The organism is Gordonia sp. CNJ-863, from assembly GCF_001942325.1.
Classification (GTDB): Bacteria; Actinomycetota; Actinomycetes; order Mycobacteriales; family Mycobacteriaceae; genus Gordonia; species Gordonia alkanivorans.
The window spans coordinates 1-19285 of the sequence record NZ_MKKG01000005.1; the positions used below are offsets into that span (position 1 = coordinate 1).

Sequence of the window (19285 nt, forward strand, 5' to 3'; positions counted from 1 at the left end):
TTCCGGCGGCGACGTCGATGAGTTCGGCATCGGAGCACTGCGCCAGATCGACGGCCTGGAGTTCGGCGGTGATCCGATGCAGTTCCTGCACGAGTTCGGAGGGGCGGGTCGACGGCCCGACGTCGGTGGTCGAGATTCCGGTCAAGACGGTCACCCCCGATGCCGTGTTCGAATGTACATTCGACTTTAGCCGGAATCATGCTGCGGTGCAACGCTTATCGAAATCAGATAGGTGACCCACGTTTGTCGGAGGTGTGTGCTATCGGGTCTCCCACGGCGGGCCGGGTGTCGGCGAACCTCGCAACGAAGATTGGCTATTACGATATACGGGTATGGGGTATATAGTCGGTCGCATGAGTGCTACAGCGATCCATCCCGCGCACGACACGGGTACGCACGAAGGTCACCAGCACGCTGGTGGCGAACACGGCGGTCACGCCGACCACGTCGGCCGGTTCCGCCGACTGTTCTGGATCATGGTGGTACTGGCCATCCCGACGGTGGCGTTCAACGAGATGTTCGCCCACCTGATCGGATACTCGCTGCCTCACCACGGGTGGGTCATGTGGATCTCGCCGGTACTGGGCACGGTCATCTACTTCTGGGGCGGCCGGCCGTTCCTCGCCGGTGCGGTCGGGGAGATCCGGTCCCGCCGGCCGGGGATGATGCTGCTCATCGGGCTGGCCATCACTGTCGCCTTCGTGGCGTCGTGGGGCGCGAGTCTGGGGTTGTTGTCCGGTGAGCTGAACTTCTGGTGGGAGCTTGCGCTCCTTGTCGCGATCATGCTCCTGGGGCATTGGGTCGAGATGCGTGCGCTGGCCCAGACGACATCGGCCATCGACTCGCTGGCGGCCTTGTTGCCCGATGAGGCGGAGAAGGTCGACGGCGCCGGAACGGTCACCGTCGCCGTCTCCGAGCTGCAGGTGGGCGACGTGGTACTGGTTCGGCCGGGTGCATCGATCCCGGCCGACGGTGACGTCGTCGACGGTACGGCGGATGTGGACGAGTCGATGATCACCGGTGAGTCGCGCCCGGTACGACGATCGGTCGGGGATCGCGTGATCGCCGGGACCGTCGCTACCGATTCCGCGGTTCGTGTCCGGGTCACCGCGATCGGTGATGACACCGCGCTGGCCGGGATCGAACGGCTCGTCGCCCGAGCGCAGGCGTCGACGTCGCGTGCCCAACGTCTTGCCGACCGCGCCGCCGGGTGGCTCTTCTGGTTTGCCCTCTCCGCGGCAGCTGTCACGGCAGTCGTCTGGACCTCGGTGGGAATGCCTGACTCCGCGGTGGTCCGGGTGATCACTGTCCTCGTCATCGCCTGCCCGCACGCTCTCGGTCTTGCCATCCCGTTGGTGGTTTCGATCGCGACGGAGCGCGCGGCGCGAGGGGGAGTGCTGATCTCCGACCGGCTCGCCCTCGAGACCATGCGGTCGGTCGACGCCGTCCTCTTCGACAAGACCGGGACGCTGACCCGTGGAGCTCCGACGGTCCGTTCCGTCGAACCAGCGCGCGGCCGCACCCCGGACGAGGTCCTGGTGCTGGCCGCGTCGGCCGAGGCGGACAGCGAGCATCCACTCGCCGTCGCAATAGTCGAGGCCGCCCGGGGGCGGGGACTGGAGGTGCCGGCGGCGCAGGACTTCACCTCCTCACCGGCGGTGGGTGTCTCGGCGAGAGTGGACGGAGTGCACATTGCGGTGGGCGGGCCGAGATTGCTCGACAGCCAGGGTGTTGCAGAGCTGTCGATCGCGGGCACCTGGCGCGATGAGGGCGCGATCATCCTGCACGTCGTCGCCGACGGTGAGGTCGTCGGAGCGCTGGCGTTGACCGATGAGGTGCGACCGGAGTCGCGCGAAGCGATCGACGGCCTTCGGCGCCGTGGGGTCGAAGCGGTGATGGTCACCGGAGACGCGCGAGCGGTGGCCGAGGATGTGGCTCGCGAGCTGCGGATCGACCGCGTCTACGCAGGTGTCCGGCCAGAGGACAAGGCCGACAAGGTGGCCGAGCTGCAGCGCGAGGGTAAGCGGGTCGCGATGGTCGGTGACGGGGTGAATGATGCGCCGGCGCTCGCGCAGGCGGACGTCGGGATCGCCATCGGCGCCGGTACCGACGTCGCCATCGCCTCCGCGGGCGTGATCCTGGCGTCCTCGGACCCGCGGTCGGTGCTCTCGGTGATCGAGTTGTCGCGGGCGAGCTACCGGAAGATGGTGCAGAACCTGTGGTGGGCGGCCGGGTACAACCTGATCTCCGTTCCACTCGCGGCCGGTGTGTTGGCGCCGATCGGATTCGTGTTGCCGATGAGCGTCGGCGCGATCCTGATGTCGGTGTCGACGGTGGTCGTCGCGCTCAACGCCCAGTTACTCCGTCGGCTCGATCTGTCCCCCGATCGGCAAGCGTCACGGTGACTGCGATCGGGTGACCTGACGCCTGGTCTGCCCGAGGGCTCGGACCCGCTGTCTCCCGGCGGTTCCGAGCCGTCGCCGTGTCTGCGAAGGGCCTCTCAAGGTTCGTGATCGAGAACGGCTACATCACGCTGGTGATCTCACTCACACAGGATCATTTGTCCAGCATGGCCCTACCTGCGATGTTATCTGAAATACACTGCACCACAACATGTTTCAGTTTCCTATATGAAACAGGATTCTACGGGTCTTGAAAGTATTCTCTGGGATTCTTGAAATCGTCCCGTAATAGTCGAATTTTCATATCTACTGCTAAGTAACAACAATGTGGAAAGGGGGGTCGAAAGACCCTCTCCGTCCGCACCTGTTGTTCCGTCTCCCCAACGATGTGAAGATTTGTGACATCCCCTCATGAAATACTCTTCCTCTGCGCGTAAGCCCCGACACGCGTGCGACAGAACCGGCAAAGCGTCTCAGTTCGTCGGTTTTCGATCTGCTCGTCAATGGGCAATTGGTCTGGGTGGAATAGCGCTCACTGCGAGTGTCGCGGCAACCGCATTCGGAGGGGCTGGTGCCGGCGTCGCCGCTCCGCCTCCGACGGTTTCGACCTTCAATCTCTTCATTCCCGGGACCTGGGAAACGGATGCGGCCGCTGACCCGACCCACGCCACCGGAGCGCTGGCGGGGGTGGCCGACTCGATCTCGCGGACGCATGGCGACTCGGCGACCATCTACTTCCTGCCTTACATGGCGCGGGCCTTCGACAACGGGCGGACGTACGGGGACAGCAAGGCCACCGCGATCGCGAACGCGTCGAAGGTCCTCGCCGACCGGGCGGAAGCCGATCCCGATCTGAAGTTCACGATCAGTGGCTACAGCCAGGGTGCGGACGCGGCGGGAGATCTCGCCGCGGCGATCGGCAACGGCGACGGCCCGATCCCGGCGGACAAGGTGCTGGCAGTCGGCCTACTCGCCGACCCCGGTAACGGAACCGCTGGTCAGTAGACCGTCGGCCCGAAGCCGCGCGGCATCGGGATCGCCGACCCGCGACCCGAGGGGATGGGGAAGCTGTCCGGGAAGGTCACGAGCATCTGTGCACCCTCCGACCTCTACTGCTCCATCGACAAGCGGCGCCATCCCGTCCTGGGCAAGATCGGCACCGTCCTCAGTGAGGGGGCGGAGGAGGTGGCGGACGCCGTCGAGACCGCCATCGACGTCGTCGGCGCGATCGCCAGGATCGACTATGCCGGTCTGGGTGCGGACATCGGTCGATTGCCGCAGCTCATCGGGGTGGGAGACCTTCGCTCCGCCCATAAGGTCGCGGGGCGTGTGAACACGCAGTTGCGCCCATTCGTGAAGCTCGCGGACACGGTGGACTACGCGAAGACCGCCCGCATCCTCGACCTCATCCCGGATCAGACGGGTCTCGCCAAGGTCGGCGCCTCGATCTGCCGCGTACTCGATCGGGTGGACATCGAACGTAGCGCGGACCTGGTCGGGGAGGTTCAGGAGCTGACCTGGACGGCGGCAGGATCGGTGGGGGCACGAGTCGGTGCGGCATCGATCCCGGACACCGAGGTCTCGGCCGAGGAGGTTCTGGAGCTGGGGAAAGAACTCGCCTCGCTGGTTGCGGACACGACCGTCGATGCCTCTGACGACGAGGACGCGGGCGAGGGGAAGAACTCCGGGGTGTTGTCCGAACTGATCTCGCCCGAGTTCAGGGAGCTCGGCAAGGAGCTGGCCAGGATCGTCACGAAGCAGGCCATCACCGACCCGGCGTCGCTGATCCGCGACGCCGTCACGGCGAAGGACTTCTACTCCGGGAGCTCGCACACCGACTACGCGAAGCTCGTCGTGGATGAAGTGGGTCGGAGTGCGATCGCATGGCTGGGCGTCTGGCTGGCGGACACCATCAACAAGGCCGGCTCGAAGGTGGAAGGTGACTCGGACTAGGCCGCTGCCGACGTGTGCCAATAGCTGTTGTCGAAATACCAATGACCATTGTCGTAAATTTCGGGACATTAAAGATCTTGGTCGAATGTCCATTTGGATCTGTAGTTCAAACGGCCGACAGATACGACAACGGATGTAATCAGAATTCTGGAACAAATGACCTAGAGGCGGTGAGTCACTTCACACGGCCAATCTCGAAAAACAGGTAACAAAAAATCCGAAACAATCTAAATTACTCGTGAGTAGCAATGAGCTACGCCCCCGCAGAATGATGGACGGAAGATGACCAACAACCAGACCCCCACCAGCGCCCCCCTGACCGACGAAGAGCGCAACCGCAAGAGCCGCAAGCGCAAGGCCATCCTCGCCTCCGGTGCAGTCCTCGGCGTTGGCGCTGTGGTCACCCTCGCCGCGTGGAACGACACCGTATTCGGTTCCGGAACATTCGGTATCGGCGAGAGCGCTTGGAACGTGCAGGCCAGTACCGTGTCGGATACGGAGGGGTTCGCGGAGTATGCGGACAGCGCCGCCCCCGGCGTCATCTCGTTCCCAGTGGTCGCGGGTGTGAACCCGGTCAACCTGATGCCCGGGCAGACCACCAAGGGCAGCTTCTGGCTCAAAGAGACCAAGGGCAAGATGGACGCCGACATCACCATCCAGGCTCCTGCGAACGCGACCAACACTCTTGCCCAGGCGCTCTACGTGACCATCAAGGACGGGTCCACCACCCTGGTGAACAACCAGCAGCTGAGTAGCAGCGGCGTCGCAACGACGTTCCGGGTCACCAAGAACACGGCCAAGAAGATCGACTTCGAGGTGACGTTGCCGGCCAGCGCCAATCCCAACAACATCCTCGACACGAGTGTCACCCCGCGCTGGGAGATGAGGGCACAGAGCGTCGACAACCCGTGAGTCGTTCTCGATCCGGCGGCAAAGCCTCCTTCCCATCCCTGGGCGCCGCCGGATCGAGGGTTCACGCGACCCGCAGAGTTGTGCTGCCTGCCAACCGAATCCGCACCCCTAGATCTCAGAGAGACGGCGCGATGACGACGACCTCGAGTCCCTGCACCGACCGACCCGACGCGAATGGGTCCGGCATTCGGGATTCGTGGACGGTGACCGCACCGATGAGGGTCGTGGCACCTGCCCCGCGGGTGGTCTGGACGTCGGCTCCGGCGGGCCACGTTCCGGCGTCGGAGGCCCCGACCCTGCCGATTCCGATCGTGCCGTCACCGCCGGTTGTGGACGCGGCTACTGCCGAACCGGCGCCCGTCGAATCGCACGTGGCGACGCCGGCGACGCGGTCGCTGGGCAGTCGGCTCGTCGACTGGGGGCTGAACATCCTCGCAGTGTTCGGCGTGTTGTGTATTGCGCTGACAGTCCTCGCCTTCGTGGGCAACTACACGATCATCATGTTCAAGACAGGTTCGATGGATCCCACCATCCCGCAAGGATCCATCGCTGTCGTGCACGAGATCCCTGCGACCGAGGTGAAGGTCGGAGATGTCATCACCGTCGACCGTGGGATCGGTCTGAAGCCGATCACTCATCGGGCGATCGCGGTGAAGCAACTCGGCGGCGGCGAGGCCCTCATCGAGATGCAGGGCGATGCCAATCCGAACCCCGACCCGGAGCCCTACCGCGTGAGCCAGGTGCGCAAAGTCGTCTGGCATGCACCGGGTCTCGCAAAGCAGATCGTCTGGTTGTCGAATCCGTACGTTCTCGGGGCCATCACCCTCGGTGCGGCACTCCTCGTCCTCTGGGCGTTCTGGCCGAAGTCGACGACCGGTCGCCGCCGGGACGAGCACAACGAACCCTCTCGTTCTTGAACCCAGTTCCTCCGCAACTCATAGAGATACACGGCAAGCATGAACCTCACCAAGCGCAGCAAGATCCTGATCGCCGTCATCGGCATGATTGCGGTACTCGGCGTGGTCGCGCAGGCGACCGGCGTGCTCGCGGCGTGGAATGACAAGGTCTGGGGGAGTTCCACATTCCGTCTCGCTCCGGCCACTGACGGGTACGCCCGTTCGATCACCGCGCACACAAAGAACCAGCGGTTGATCAGCGGTGACACATGGGACGCCACGACTGCCACGCATACGTTTGCCAACCCGGGGACCACGGTGACCCCCGGTGCAACCACCTTCACCTCCAGGTACAGCGGGAGTGGCTTCTTCGGTGTGGGCATGGTCGCTGCGCGAGGGCGGTCGGAGGCGACGCTGACCCGCACCGCCGGCAACATTTCGGCATCCGCGACCTCAACGGCGCGGGACCTGAGGGCGTCCCCCACGCCGAACTGGTTGAATCCGTTCAGCTCGACCGTGTCGGTCCTGGACACGAAGGAGAACATCTACACGGCTGCGGTCAACTGCACTTCATCGAACTACGGCGAAACGGTCACACCCACGGCCACAGCTCCGACCGGCGGTGACATCTATATCGGCATCGGCTCAAACAACAATTACGCAATGCCCCCGCCGAACGGGTCGAGGTCCTTCACCGACAACGCGGTGGGGTACCGGGTAGAGGGGACGTTCCGCAGCATCGTTGCCACTACCGCGAAGACCGCTCTGTCGACGCTGATCCTGGACCTCGATATCCAGAACCTCTTGTGGCCGCACTCGACCGTCTGGACCGTCAGTATCCAGTTCGTCCGCGCCGAATGTGGTATCGGGGTTGCGCTTCCGGATGCAGGATCTTCTGTCCAGGCTGCGGGCGCGGCACGAATGGCGGCACGCCTCGCGCCGTCCTCGGAGAGCGCCACGCCGTCGGAGTCCGCGGAGAGTTCGGCCGCCGAGAGCTCCGAGAGTTCGGAATCGGAGTCCTCGAGCTCCGAGAGTTCCGAGAACTCCGAGAGTTCCGAGTCCGAGAGCTCCTCGTCGGCAAGCTCTTCCGAGAGCGAAGCCGCCGAAACCCCGGCGCTGAAGCAAGGTCCGACGACCCCGACCGACGTCGACGTCGGGGATCAGTTCCCGGTGATCGCCACCGATGGCACCGACCTCGGTACGGCGACGATCCAGAAGATCGAGTCCACCGCTCCCTCGGAAGGGGCGAAAGCGACGGTCGCGGTGAAGATGTCGGTGACCACGTCGGACACCGGGGGTGACGGCCGGTTGTCATCGATCGCCTGGGATGACTTCGCCCCGATGGTCGGGGGAGTGCAACAGGCATCAGGGCAGGCGACAACCGAGGGAGCGCAATTGCCGGATCAGCTGGCACCGGGGCAGACCTACACCGGTTGGGTGGCGTTCACCGCGCCGAGCGCCGCCGGTAAGGCGATGTGGAAGCCCGCGGGCACAGCCGGATTCACGTTCGTCCTGCCGGACCCGGAGGTGCCGGTGACCTCGACGACGACGTCCGCACCCGCACCCGTCGCGAACGCGCCGGAGACCAGTGAACCGGAAGCGGCCCCGACCGACGACGCGCCCGCGGCCGAGGCGCCTGCAGTCGAGGCCGAGGACTCCGACCCGGTGCCCACTCCCGAGAAGAAGAGCCGGTCGCGATCGAGTTCGGACGAGTCCTCGGCGGACTCCTCCGCGGACGACGAGTAACCGGTCTCTCGTCGTCAGGAGTCCTGCGTCAACCCGGCGAGAATGCTTGCGAGATAGTCGCCTTCGGCCTCGTTGCCGGGCAGCTCGAGCGCGCGACGGTAGGCGGCCGCTGCGCCGTCGTGATCGTCGAGTTCCGCGAGTGTCAGTGCCCGCGCCACATGGAACGGGCGATACCGGTCGAGCGAGGGGTTCGACGCCAACCGGTTGAGCATCTCGATCCCGCGTGACGGTCCGAACGCCCGTCCGACGGAGACGGCCCGGCCGATCCGCACGACCGGGCCGGGATCGTGCGCTTCCAACAGGCGGTAGAGAACCGCGATCTGCGCCCAGTCGGTGTCATCGGCGGTCCGCGCCTCCGCATGAACCGCGGCGATCGCTGCCTGGATCGTGTAGGCACCCGCGTCACGTTGTGCAGCAGCGGATTCGGCGAGTGCGGTGCCCTCTCTCACCATTGCCGTGACCCAGAGGGTCCGGTCCTGGTCGGACAGTGGGATCGGCCGGCCGTCGGGGTCCACCCGTGCGGGCCGCCGAGATTCGGTGAGCAACAGCAGAGCGAGCAGCCCGGCGGTCTCGGCGCAGGGGAGCAGGACATACAGAGTCCGCGCCAGCGCGATGGCCTCGGCGGTGATGTCGTCGCGGATGTGTGAGCTACCCGTCGACCGTGCGTAACCCTCCGAATACACCAGGTACACAACACGTAGGACGCCCCCGAGGCGGTCCGGTAGGTCGTCGGCACGCGGCGGATGGAACGGCACGCCGAGTGCCTTGATCCGCTTCTTCGCGCGCACGAGTCGCTGCTGTGCGGTCGGAACCGGGATCAGGAGTGCGTGCGCGACCTCGGGTGTGGTCAGCCCGGCGACGAACCGCAACATGAGCGCGATCCGGTCCTCGATCCGCAGAACCGGGTGGGTACACGCGAAGTACATGCCGAGGCGTTCGTCGGGCAATGCCGGATGCGTGATGTCGGCGGGGTCGCCGAAGTCCGCCGGAACGGGCGCGCGGTCCGAATCGGTCTGCAGCTGCCCGAGTTTCCCGGCGAGGACGTTCTCCCGCCGCAGTTCGTCGAGCACCCGACGTTTCGCGGTCGTCGTGAGCCACGCCTCTGGTGACTCGGGGACACCTGTCTGCGGCCAGGTGACCAGGGCCTGCGCCAGAGCGTCCTGCAGGGCGTCCTCGGCGCGATCGAGATCACCGAATCGTCTGGTGAGGGTGGCGATGACACGAGTGCGGATGCCGCGATCGATCGTGGCAACCGCTCGACGGGCCACGAGAGGCGCGCCCGCCGAGCGGTCCGGTGTTCCGGTCACGGCTCAGTACGGCGCGAGCGGCCGGATCTCCACGTGCCCACCCGGTGCCGAACCGGGACTACGGCGAGCCCACTCGATCGCCTCGTCGATGTCGGCGACGTCGATGACGTAGACGCCGCCGACGAACTCGCGAACCTCGGCGAACGGACCCGACGACGCCACGACGCGCTCGCCCGTGCCATTCGTGTGCACGACGGCGCGTTCGTCCTCGAGAGCGAAAGAGCTGACCACGACGCCGGCTTCGGTGATCTCCTGGTCGAACGCGAAGAACTCCTCGGGCGTCGCTCCGCCTTCTTCGCCGCATGCCGGGTCGTCGACGTGTCCCATGAGCAGCAGTGCGTATTTCATCGTTCCTCCAGTCATCTGCCGCCGGACCGGAGTGGTCCGACACCATGGTGACGTACGGGCGGACGCGATATCGACAGCCGCCGGAACTTCTCGTCGGAAACGAAAAATGGGAGGCCCGAAACTCGGACCTCCCACTCATCGGGGTGGATGACGGGACTCGAACCCGCGACAGCCAGGATCACAACCTGGTGCTCTACCAACTGAACTACATCCACCATCGGCATCCGACACCCGGGCTTTCGCGCCTGGTCTCAGAGCCAAGAACACTCTAGCGGGTAGATGCCGCAGAACTCCAATCGATTATCTGACCTGCGTTTTCAGGCGGGCCCGAGATCCTTGACGATGTTCGCGAGCGCATCGACGTCGGGGCCGGGAGCCGGCACGAAGGCGGCTGCACGGTAATAACGGAGCTCGCGGATCGATTCACGGATGTCGGCGAGGGCACGATGGGCGAGGCCCTTGTCGGGCTGGCCGAAGTACACCTTCGGGAACCAGCGGCGGCACAGTTCCTTGATCGAACTGACGTCGACCATCCGATAGTGCAGGTAGGCGTCGAGTTCGGGCATGTCCCGGGCGATGAAGCCGCGGTCGGTGGCGATCGAGTTGCCGGCCAGCGGGACGGCACCGGGCGACGTCACGTGCTTGCGGATGTAGTCGAGCACCATCTTCTCGGCCTCGGCGAGGGTGACGGTGGACGCGCGCACCTCTTCGGTGAGACCGGAATCGGCATGCATCTTGGTCACGACGTCGGGCATCGACGCGAGAGCCGCGTCGTCGGCGTGGATGACGACGTCGACGCCGTCACCCAGGATGTTGAGGTCACCGTCGGTGACCAGGGCCGCGATCTCGATCAACTTGTCCGACTCGAGTCGGAGGCCGGTCATCTCGCAATCGATCCACACCAGTTTGTCCTGCACCCGACAACCTTAGCCAACCGTCACGACGAGCCCGCGTCAGACGGAGAACAGGGGCACCTCGCGGGCTATTGTGTCCCTCGTGACCGAAGCCCTCAGCCCTGCTCAGACCATCGCCGCCGGCTACGCCTTCACCTCCACCTCGCTCGAACTGGGGACGGTGTCGGTGGACGGTCAGGTCGACGCGACCGCCTCGGTGCGCATCCCGCTCGCGATGATGAATCGGCACGGCCTCGTCGCCGGTGCCACGGGCACCGGCAAGACCAAGACCCTGCAATTGCTGGCCGAACAGCTCTCCGCCAATGGTGTGCCGGTGGTGATGGCCGACATCAAGGGAGACCTGTCGGGGCTGAGCCGCGAGGGCGTCAGCAACGACAAGATCGTCGAACGCGCACAGCAGACCGGCGATTCCTGGCAGCCCGCCTCTCATCCTGTCGAGTTCGTCTCGCTCGGTGACACCGGCATCGGCGTGCCCATCCGCGCGACCATCACGTCCTTCGGCCCGATCCTTCTCTCCAAGGTGTTGGGCCTCAACGACACCCAGGAATCGACCCTCGGATTGATCTTCCACTGGGCGGACAAGAAGGGTCTGCCGCTGCTCGACCTGAAGGACCTACGGTCGGTGATCGCCTTCCTCACCGGCGACGAGGGCAAGGAAGAGCTCAAGAACATCGGCGGGGTCTCGCGCCAGACCGCGGGCGTGATCCTGCGTTCCCTGACCAATCTCGAGGCCGACGGCGGCGACACGTTCTTCGGTGAGCCCGAGGTCGAGCCCGCCGACCTCATCCGCCTCGCCGCCGACGGTCGCGGCATCATCACGCTCTTCGAGCTCGGCGCCCAGGCCGCCCGGCCTGCTCTGTTCTCCACTTTCCTGATGTGGATTCTGGCCGACCTCTTCGAGTTCCTGCCCGAGGTCGGCGATGTCGACAAGCCGAAGCTGGTCTTCATCTTCGACGAGTCGCATCTGCTGTTCGACGACGCGTCGAAGGCGTTCATCGACCAGGTCGTGCAGACGGTCAAGCTGATCCGCTCGAAGGGTGTGGGCGTCTTCTTCTGCTCGCAGCTGCCCACCGACATCCCCAACGAGGTGCTGTCGCAGCTCGGCGCCCGCATCCAGCATGCGTTGCGTGCCTTCACACCTGACGATCAGAAGGCGCTGAAGAAGACGGTCAAGACGTACCCGGTGTCGGAGATCTACAAGCTCGAGCAGGTCCTCACCTCGCTGGGCACCGGTGAGGCCGTGGTGACGGTGCTGTCGGAGAAGGGTGCGCCGACCCCGGTCGCCTGGACGGTCGTGCGTCCGCCGCGTTCGTCGATGGATGCCATCGGGGCGGAGGCGATCACCGCCGCCGCCAAGGCGAGTCCGCTGTATGCGAAGTACGGGCAGTCGATCGACCGCGAGTCGGCCTACGAGATGCTCGCCGCCAACACGCTGTCGCCCGGCGAATCCGCCGACACGCCCGCACCGGCTCCGGTTCCCGTCCCGGCTCCGAAACATACTCCGGCACCGAAGCCCGTCCCCGAGGAGCCGGGCATCATCACCGAGGTGCTGACCAGCAAGCCGGTGCAGAGCTTCCTGCGGTCGGCGGCCAGCGCCGCGGGACGCGAGTTCAGTCGCGCGATCTTCGGTACGGGGCGGCGTCGGAAGCGTTGAGAAGTGTTCGGCGCCGGGCCTACTCGGCGCTGAACTTTCGGTAGAACCCGCCGACGATCGGCGCGACGACGGCGCGCGGGGTGTACCCGCCGGCCACCGACATGGCTTTGGACAGGGTTCCGGGGACGACACGCATCTTGTTGTGCGCCAGGGCATCCAGACTCATCTCGGCGACCTTCGCGGATGAATGCCAGAGAAAGTCGGGGACGACCTTGTCCACGATCGACGCCTCGTCGGGCGACGGTGTGTGGGTGCGGACCGGGCCGGGAGCCAGAAGTGTGACGTGGACGCCCTGTGCCGAGACCTCGCCCCGCAGCGATTCGCTGAACGTGTTGACGAAGGCCTTCGACGCGGCATAGGTGGCGTTGTTCGGGATCGGCATGTTGCCGGCTGCCGACCCCACCATGAGGATGCCGCCGGAACCGCGCTTCACCATCTGGGGGAGGACAGCGAGGGTCAGGTCGTGAACGGCGTTGACGTTCAGCAGGACCTGGGACTTCTCGTAGTCGGCGTCGAGTTCGGCGACGGGGCCGAAGGTGGCGATGCCGGCGTTGTTACAGAGGATCGAGATCTCGCGTCCGGCGAACTCGGCGGCAAGGACCTCGACCTTGGTCGGGTCGGACAGGTCGACCGCGCGGACCTCGACCGCGACCCGATGGGCGGCCCGCAGTTCGCCGGCGAGCTCTTCGAGGAGCTCACCGCGACGGGCGACGAGGACTACCGAGTGGCCACGGGCGGCCAGCGCCCGGGCGAGCTCGCGACCGATACCGGAGGAGGCCCCGGTGACGACGGCGCGGGCGTTTTCTGAAGGCGGCGGTACCGGCATGGGAGCAATCGTAGCGGCCGCTGCGCCCCGGCCCGAGAAGAGCCGGAGCGCAGCGACAGATGGGTCGAGAGGTCAGTCGATACCGGCGGCGACCTCGGTGCCCTGCCGGATAGCGCGCTTGGCGTCGAGTTCGCCCGCGTAGTCGGCGCCGCCGATCACGTGGGTGGTGACACCGGCGAGGGTCAGCGGATCGATGAGATCGCGCACCGATTCCTGGCCCGCGCAGATGACCACGTTGTCGACCTCGAGGACCCGGGTCTCCGTCACGTTGCCCTCGTCGTCGCGGAAGCTGAGGTGCAGACCCTGATCGTCGATCTTGTCGTAGGTCGCGCCACTGATCTGCTCGACGCCCTTCATCTTCATCGTGGCGCGGTGCACCCAGCCGGTCGTCTTGCCGAGCGACTTGCCCTGCTTACCGGACTTGCGCTGCACCATGTAGACCTGACGCACCGGCGGCAGGGGGCGGGGCTTGGTGACGAAACCGGGCTTCTCCGGATCGTCGGTGACGCCCCATTCCTGTTCCCATTCCTTGAGATTCAGCGTCGGCGACTCGTCGGTGGTGAGGAACTCGCTGATGTCGAAGCCGATACCTCCGGCACCGATGACGGCGACCCGCTTGCCGATCTCGCGATGACCGAGGACGGCGTCGGCGTACGACATCGCCATCGGGTGGTCGACGCCGGGGAAGCTCGGGATGCGCGGCACCACGCCGGTGGCGACGATGACGTCGTCGAACTTCTCGGCGATGAGCGTGTCGGCGTCGACCCGGGTGTTGAGTCGGACGTCGACGCCGAGGACCTCGAGCTTGCGGGTGAAGTAGCGGATCGTCTCGTTGAACTCCTCCTTGCCCGGGATGCGGGCGGCGATGGAGAACTGGCCGCCGATGGACTTGCCACCTTCGAACAGCGTCACCTTGTGGCCGCGTTCGGCGCTCGAGACGGCAGCCGACAGGCCGGCCGGCCCGGCACCGACGACGGCGACCCGCTTGGCCTTGCGCGTCGGGCTGAGGATCAGCGTGGTCTCACGTCCCGCACGCGGGTTCACCAGGCACGACACCTTCTTACCGACGAAGGCGTGGTCGAGGCAGGCCTGGTTGCAGCCGATGCAGGTGTTGATCTCGTCGGCGCGACCCTCGCGGGCCTTGTTGGCCAGGTGGGGATCGGCGAGGAACGGACGGGCCATCTGGATGGCGTCGACGCGGCCGTTGGTGAGGATCTCCTCGGCGAACTCCGCGGTGTTGATGCGGTTGGCGGCGATCAGCGGGATCGACACCTCGTCGCGGAGACGCTCGGTGAACTTCACGAAGGCGCCGCGGGGGACCGAGGTCACGATCGTGGGGACCTGGGCCTCGTGCCAGCCGATGTCGGTGTTGATCGCATCGACGCCGTGCTCCTCGGCCTTGCGCGCCATCAGGGCGATCTCGTCCCAGGTCTGGCCCTTGCGGATCAGGTCGGCGACGGACTGACGCAGGATGATCGGGAAGTCGCGGGGAACCTGACGGCGGATCTCCTTGATGACCTCGACGAGGAAGCGCTGCCGGTTCTCGGTGTTGCCGCCCCACTTGTCGGTGCGGTCGTTGGTGTGCGGGCACAGGAACTGGTTGATCAGATACCCCTCGCCGCCCATGATCTCGATGGCGTCGTACCCGGCCTTGCGTGCCAGCTTCGCCGACTGGCCGAAGGTCTTGATGACGTGCCAGATGATCGGCTCGGTCATCCGCAGGTGCTTGAACGGATGGATCGGCGACGGATCCTTACCCGGCGCGACCTTGAACGGGGTGTACCCGTAACGGCCGGCGTGGATGAGCTGCATGGCGATCTTGCCGCCCTCGTCGTGCACGGCCTTGGTGACGCGCTGATGACGCTTCCAGTCGAGGGCGTTGGTCATCTTGCCGCCGGCGAAGGCGAGCAGGCCGGTGCGGCTGGTGCCGAAACCGCCCGTGATAATCAGTCCCGCACCGCCTTTCGCGCGCTCGGCGAAGTACGCGGCGAGCTTGTCGGTGTCCCAGAGGCGATCCTCGAGACCCGTGTGCATCGACCCCATCACCAGACGGTTCTCGATGGTCATGCCGCCGATCTGCAGCGGCGTGAACAGGTGCGGGTAATGCGGGTTGGGTTGTGCCGTGTGGGCTGACATGGCGCGACCTTTCATCTCGGTGTCGTGGTGACGCTGTGTGCGTGCAATGCTCTGTCTGGGTGGTGGTTCCGTGCCGTCACGGGTGTCGCTGGTTCATCCCGGCGAGTTCGCGTTCGAGTGCGGGAATGACCTCGTCGCACCACTCGATGTAGCCCTCCTCCTGCCGGATGCCGCCGCGCAGCACGAGGTACTGGTGGAGCTTGCGGCCGGTCAGGGTGTCGGGCTCGGGGTAGTAGTCCGCCTGGAATCCCTTGAACAACGTCAGTTGTGCGACGTGCTCGTCGCGGTGGGCCTTGAGCTCGCCGATGATGGCGGCGAGGTCGCCGAACTCGGCGGCGCGGAGTTTGACGCCGATGTCGCTGCGGAGTGACTGCCGTGGTGTGGGGCTCATCGCCCACTGCGCCAGCGCATCTCGGCCCGAGTCGGAGATGGTGTAGACCTTCTTGTCCGGGCGGCCGTCCTGGCTGATCGACTCGACACTCACCAGGCCGTCGTCGAGGAGCTTCTTGAGCGTCCGATAGATCTGCTGGTGGGTGGCCGACCAGAAGTAACCGATCGACCGGTCGAATTGCTGACCGATCTCGTAACCCGTGCCGGGTCGCTCCGCCAGCGACACCAGAATCGCATGTTCGAGCGCCATGTGAGCACGCTAACACCGCAACAGTGCACTATGCAACAAGGTGCTTATGAGTCTTGTTGCATATGCGCCGTGCAAGCACCGGGGTAAGGGGAGCGGGCAAGCCGTGAGTGCCGCAAACTGTTGCGCATGACTGAACCGGGGACGAGATCCCAGAACCTGCTGTCGTGGAAGCTCACGACGAACACCGTGGTGGCACCGGAGGAACGGCTGACCTGGCCGCGGACTGTGAGCATCGGTTTGCAGCATGTGGTCGCGATGTTCGGCGCGACCTTCCTGGTGCCGGTCCTCACCGGGTTCCCGCCGTCGACGACCCTGCTGTTCTCGGGTATCGGCACCATCCTGTTCCTGCTGATCACCCGTAACCGTCTCCCCAGCTATCTGGGCTCGAGTTTCGCGATCATCGCGCCGGTGACGGCGGCGGTCGCCTCCGACGGGGCATCGTCGGCGCTCGGTGGCCTGGTCGCGGTCGGTGCGCTGCTCGTCATCATCGGTCTGATCAGTCATTTCGCCGGCGTGAAGTGGATCGAGACGCTGATGCCGCCGGTCGTGACCGGTGCGATCGTGGCACTGATCGGCCTGAACCTGGCCCCGGCCGCGAAGAACAACTTCGTCGCCGACCCCGTCCTCGCGACCATTGTGCTGGTCCTGCTCGTCGCCTCGGCGGTGCTGTTCCGCGGGCTGCTCGGTCGGCTGGCGATCTTCCTCAGCGTCGCGCTCGGCTATGTGCTGGCGCTCGTCCTCGACTGGATCGACTCCGACAACGACTACATCGACACCTCCGGTATCGCCGATGCCGCGTGGGTCGGCCTGCCCGACTTCCAGACCCCGACCTTCGATCTCGGTGTCCTGCCGCTGTTTCTTCCCGTCGTCCTGGTCCTCGTCGTCGAGAACATCGGTCACGTGAAGTCGGTCGCGATGATGACCGGCAGGGACTACGACGACACGATGGGCCGCGCGCTCGCCGCGGACGGTCTGGCGACGATGCTCGCCGGCAGCGGTGGCGGTTCGGCGACGACCACGTACGCCGAGAACATCGGCGTGATGTCGGCGACCAAGGTCTACTCGACCGCGGCCTACTGGGTGGCCGGTGCGGCCGCGATCCTGCTCGGCCTGTCGCCGAAGATCGGTGCGGTGATCGCCGCCATCCCGCCGGGCGTCCTCGGCGGTGTCACGACAGCCCTCTACGGCCTCGTCGGCATCATCGGCGTGCAGATCTGGGTCAGCAACAAGGTCGACTTCTCCAAGCCGATCAACCAGTTCACCGCCGCGATCCCGCTCATCATCGGCATCGCCGACTACACCTGGCAGATAGGCGATCTCGTGTTCGCGGGCATCTCGCTGGGTTCGGTGGCCGCGCTGGTCATCTACCACTCGATGCGGATCATCGGTGGCTGGCGCGGGACGGTGGTTCCCGACAAGTCCTGACCGGCCGACCTCATTTCGACGTTGCGACCTCGATCGAAGTCGCAGCGTCGAAACGACTTCTGTCAGTGAGGCGTAGTCACCACGGGAGCTTGAGCGGGATGTCCGGGATCGGCCCCGGTAGGTCGATGTCTCCGTCGGCGCGGTCGTTGAACAGATACAGCCACCACAGCGGTGCGGGCGCGCCGAGGGGTGGGGGCGGTAGTTCGGGGACGTCGGGCTTCCGTGAGATGTAGGGGTCGGGTTGCTGTCCGGTGATGACCTTCACCATGTTCCGGAAGGCCGTCGAGTGCGGGTCGTTCCAGTAGCCGCCGTGGGTCTTGATCCCGCTGTCGTATGTGCGTTCGTCGATCTGGACCGTACCGGTGTCGAGACGCGTCACCCCGGGTGCGGAGTCGGGGTCGGAGCCATGCGGGTTCCCGGGCAGGGACTGCGCGTAGTGGATCGGGTCGCCGGGAAATGTCAGTGAATACCGTTCGACGCCGCCGGGGTGCGGTAGATCGTGCACCCCGGTGCCGGCCGACGACGCGTAGATGACGCGGTCCGGCGTCAGGCCCAGCTGCTCGGCGGTGCCGACCACCACCCCGCCATAAGAGTGGCCGATGTAGGTGGTGTTCGCGCCGGGTGCGTGGCGGGCGATCTCGGCGTCGAGTTCGGTTCCGAACAGCTCGAGCCGATGTGCCATGGCGCCGGCGAAGGACGGACTGGTGGCCGCGCGGAGATCCGAAGGCAGATCGCCGTCGAGGTAGAGGAACACCGGGCCGTTGGTCTGGTCGGCGAGCTGGGCTGCGGCGCGGCGGTTGTCGCCGCCGGCGGTGTCGAGGGTGGTCCCGGTGCCAGGGACGTACGTGGTGGCGTTCCGGGTGTCAGGACGCAGCGATCCGATCATCTCGACGACACGTCCCTGCCGTGTGTTCACGAAGGTGATGAACTGCCGTTCGCGCCCGGCATGCGGCGCCAACATGTCCCGCAACGTCCGGGCACGACGACCCTCGCTTCGGCCGGCCTGGATCTCGTCGACCAGGGCGTTGCGGATGTTGATCTCGTTGGCCTGGATGCGAAGGTCGAAGGGAACGCCCGGAAGGTTGCCCAGCACATGCGGATTCGCCTGGATGAGGCGTCGTGTGTCGTCGGGTGCCATCTGTTCGAGGATGTCGCGGACCTGGTCGGGAGTGAGTGACTCGAGCACTCGGACGGCAGCGTCGGCGTCCACGACCTGATCTCCGGGAAGCGTCACATCGGATTGTCCGTCGACCAGTGACGCGAGGTCGGTCGCGAGCCCGTCGAGTCGGGAGCCGTAGCGTTCGTCGAGACCGTCGACGGCGGCCAGACCGGACTCGATCGAGCCGCTGAACTCGGCGGCCGCCGTGACCCGGCCGGGATCGGGATGGGTGACCGTGCCGTCGTCGGCGACGCGAAAACCTGCGCCGGTTGCGGCGTCGACGAGACGCAACACGTGCTCGCGCGCATATGCGAGATCGGTCCCGGCGTCGGATGCTTCGTCGGCGACCATCTGCAGGGCGTTGCGGACCTCGCCGGCGTGGTCGTGCTCCTGCCGGATACGGTCGTGTGCGGCGGCACGGGTGCGTCCACGCCACGAGTCGGATGACTCGAATGCCGTCCGGGCGCGGTCGATTCCGGTGTCGAGAGATTCGGCCGCGGTCGATGCGGCCGATCCCGCGTCGGCGAAGGACTGCGGATTCCAGGCGCGCAGCGCCGAGATCGTGGGGCGCATCAGCGGCCCCGCAGTGCTTCGAACGTCGCGGCAGCTCGGGCGTCCGTCGAGGTCGTCGTCGCTTCGAAGGTGGCCAGGATCTCGCTCATCGCGATGAGGCGGTCGCCGATCGACTCGACGGCGCGACGGGCAGGTCCGGCGGTGTCGCGGAGTGCACGGGCCACCCGACTCGATGAGCCCCGGGCGTCGCCGAGGGTCGCGGTATCGATCGCGTGGATGGCGATGCCGTTGGCGCGCCACGATCTGACGACCGCCTCGATCTCGTCCGGCGAAATCCCGAAAACATCCTTCTCCGAGTCGTTTCTGCGATCAGATCGGGGAAACCACTGGGGGACGAGCGGAACGGGTGAGGGAATGGGGAACGGGAATGGCATGATCCTCCGTCACTCTTCGA

General features: G+C 65.9%; 17 protein-coding genes and 1 tRNA gene. 8 read left to right on the forward strand and 10 right to left on the reverse strand.

What is annotated here, in order from left to right:
• Positions 1-353: 353 nt before the first annotated feature.
• The 4 genes from BJF87_RS02660 (at position 354) to BJF87_RS02670 (ending at position 5267) form a co-directional block, all read left to right on the forward strand.
• A complete protein-coding gene (locus BJF87_RS02660) occupies positions 354-2405 on the forward strand; it encodes a heavy metal translocating P-type ATPase (RefSeq protein ID WP_081474364.1) in 2052 nt (683 codons plus the stop codon).
• A 684-nt stretch (positions 2406-3089) separates the two neighbouring features.
• On the forward strand, positions 3090-3407 hold the full coding sequence (locus tag BJF87_RS26530) for a cutinase family protein (protein WP_231380932.1): 318 nt from the start codon (positions 3090-3092) through the stop codon (positions 3405-3407).
• A gap of 54 nt (positions 3408-3461) precedes the next feature.
• A complete protein-coding gene (locus BJF87_RS26535) occupies positions 3462-4355 on the forward strand; it encodes a hypothetical protein (protein ID WP_006360066.1) in 894 nt (297 codons plus the stop codon).
• Between the two features lie 282 nt (positions 4356-4637).
• Positions 4638-5267, forward strand: a complete 630-nt coding sequence (locus BJF87_RS02670; RefSeq protein ID WP_006360065.1) for a SipW-dependent-type signal peptide-containing protein — start codon at positions 4638-4640, stop codon at positions 5265-5267.
• Between the two features lie 115 nt (positions 5268-5382).
• Here BJF87_RS02670 and BJF87_RS26540 read toward each other — a convergent pair whose 3' ends face one another.
• Positions 5383-5697, reverse strand: a complete 315-nt coding sequence (locus BJF87_RS26540) for a hypothetical protein (RefSeq protein WP_231380936.1) — start codon at positions 5695-5697, stop codon at positions 5383-5385.
• A 7-nt stretch (positions 5698-5704) separates the two neighbouring features.
• Between BJF87_RS26540 and BJF87_RS26545 the strand changes: the two genes are divergently transcribed.
• On the forward strand, positions 5705-6184 hold the full coding sequence (locus BJF87_RS26545) for a signal peptidase I (RefSeq protein ID WP_231380939.1): 480 nt from the start codon (positions 5705-5707) through the stop codon (positions 6182-6184).
• A 39-nt stretch (positions 6185-6223) separates the two neighbouring features.
• Complete coding sequence (locus BJF87_RS02680) at positions 6224-7909, forward strand: hypothetical protein (RefSeq protein WP_006360063.1); 1686 nt, start codon at positions 6224-6226, stop codon at positions 7907-7909.
• A 14-nt stretch (positions 7910-7923) separates the two neighbouring features.
• Here the strand turns inward: BJF87_RS02680 and BJF87_RS02685 are convergent, their stop codons facing one another.
• The 4 genes from BJF87_RS02685 to orn form a co-directional block, all read right to left on the reverse strand.
• Positions 7924-9216, reverse strand: coding sequence for an RNA polymerase sigma factor (locus tag BJF87_RS02685; RefSeq protein ID WP_075862590.1), 1293 nt, complete (start codon positions 9214-9216; stop codon positions 7924-7926).
• 3 nt (positions 9217-9219) lie between these two features.
• A complete protein-coding gene (locus tag BJF87_RS02690; RefSeq protein ID WP_006360061.1) occupies positions 9220-9564 on the reverse strand; it encodes a YciI family protein in 345 nt (114 codons plus the stop codon).
• A 142-nt stretch (positions 9565-9706) separates the two neighbouring features.
• A tRNA-His gene (locus tag BJF87_RS02695) sits at positions 9707-9779 on the reverse strand.
• 102 nt (positions 9780-9881) lie between these two features.
• Complete coding sequence (orn, locus tag BJF87_RS02700) at positions 9882-10481, reverse strand: oligoribonuclease (RefSeq protein ID WP_006360060.1); 600 nt, start codon at positions 10479-10481, stop codon at positions 9882-9884.
• 70 nt (positions 10482-10551) lie between these two features.
• Here orn and BJF87_RS02705 point away from each other — a divergent pair, with 70 nt between their 5' ends.
• Positions 10552-12132, forward strand: coding sequence for a helicase HerA-like domain-containing protein (locus BJF87_RS02705; protein ID WP_006360059.1), 1581 nt, complete (start codon positions 10552-10554; stop codon positions 12130-12132).
• 19 nt (positions 12133-12151) lie between these two features.
• On the opposite strand, the gene cmrA is transcribed toward BJF87_RS02705, so the two are convergent.
• The 3 genes from cmrA to BJF87_RS02720 all read right to left on the reverse strand — a co-directional run bounded on the left by cmrA (position 12152) and on the right by BJF87_RS02720 (position 15734).
• Complete coding sequence (gene cmrA / locus BJF87_RS02710) at positions 12152-12958, reverse strand: mycolate reductase (RefSeq protein WP_006360058.1); 807 nt, start codon at positions 12956-12958, stop codon at positions 12152-12154.
• A gap of 72 nt (positions 12959-13030) precedes the next feature.
• Positions 13031-15094, reverse strand: coding sequence for an NADPH-dependent 2,4-dienoyl-CoA reductase (locus BJF87_RS02715; protein WP_075862591.1), 2064 nt, complete (start codon positions 15092-15094; stop codon positions 13031-13033).
• A 76-nt stretch (positions 15095-15170) separates the two neighbouring features.
• Entirely contained in the window at positions 15171-15734 is a 564-nt protein-coding gene (locus tag BJF87_RS02720; RefSeq protein ID WP_075862592.1) for a PadR family transcriptional regulator, read from the reverse strand.
• Positions 15735-15860: 126 nt separating this feature from the next.
• On the opposite strand from BJF87_RS02720, the gene BJF87_RS02725 reads away from it, so the two are divergent.
• Positions 15861-17159 (forward strand): uracil-xanthine permease family protein, encoded by a 1299-nt coding sequence (locus tag BJF87_RS02725; protein WP_075862593.1) that lies wholly within the window; start codon positions 15861-15863, stop codon positions 17157-17159.
• Positions 17160-17235: 76 nt separating this feature from the next.
• Here the strand turns inward: BJF87_RS02725 and BJF87_RS02730 are convergent, their stop codons facing one another.
• Both BJF87_RS02730 and BJF87_RS02735 read right to left on the reverse strand, forming a co-directional pair.
• Positions 17236-18891 (reverse strand): alpha/beta hydrolase, encoded by a 1656-nt coding sequence (locus BJF87_RS02730; RefSeq protein WP_075862594.1) that lies wholly within the window; start codon positions 18889-18891, stop codon positions 17236-17238.
• Positions 18891-19265, reverse strand: coding sequence for a hypothetical protein (locus tag BJF87_RS02735; RefSeq protein WP_075862595.1), 375 nt, complete (start codon positions 19263-19265; stop codon positions 18891-18893). The genes BJF87_RS02730 and BJF87_RS02735 overlap by 1 nt, the downstream gene beginning before the upstream one ends.
• Positions 19266-19285: the final 20 nt, after the last annotated feature.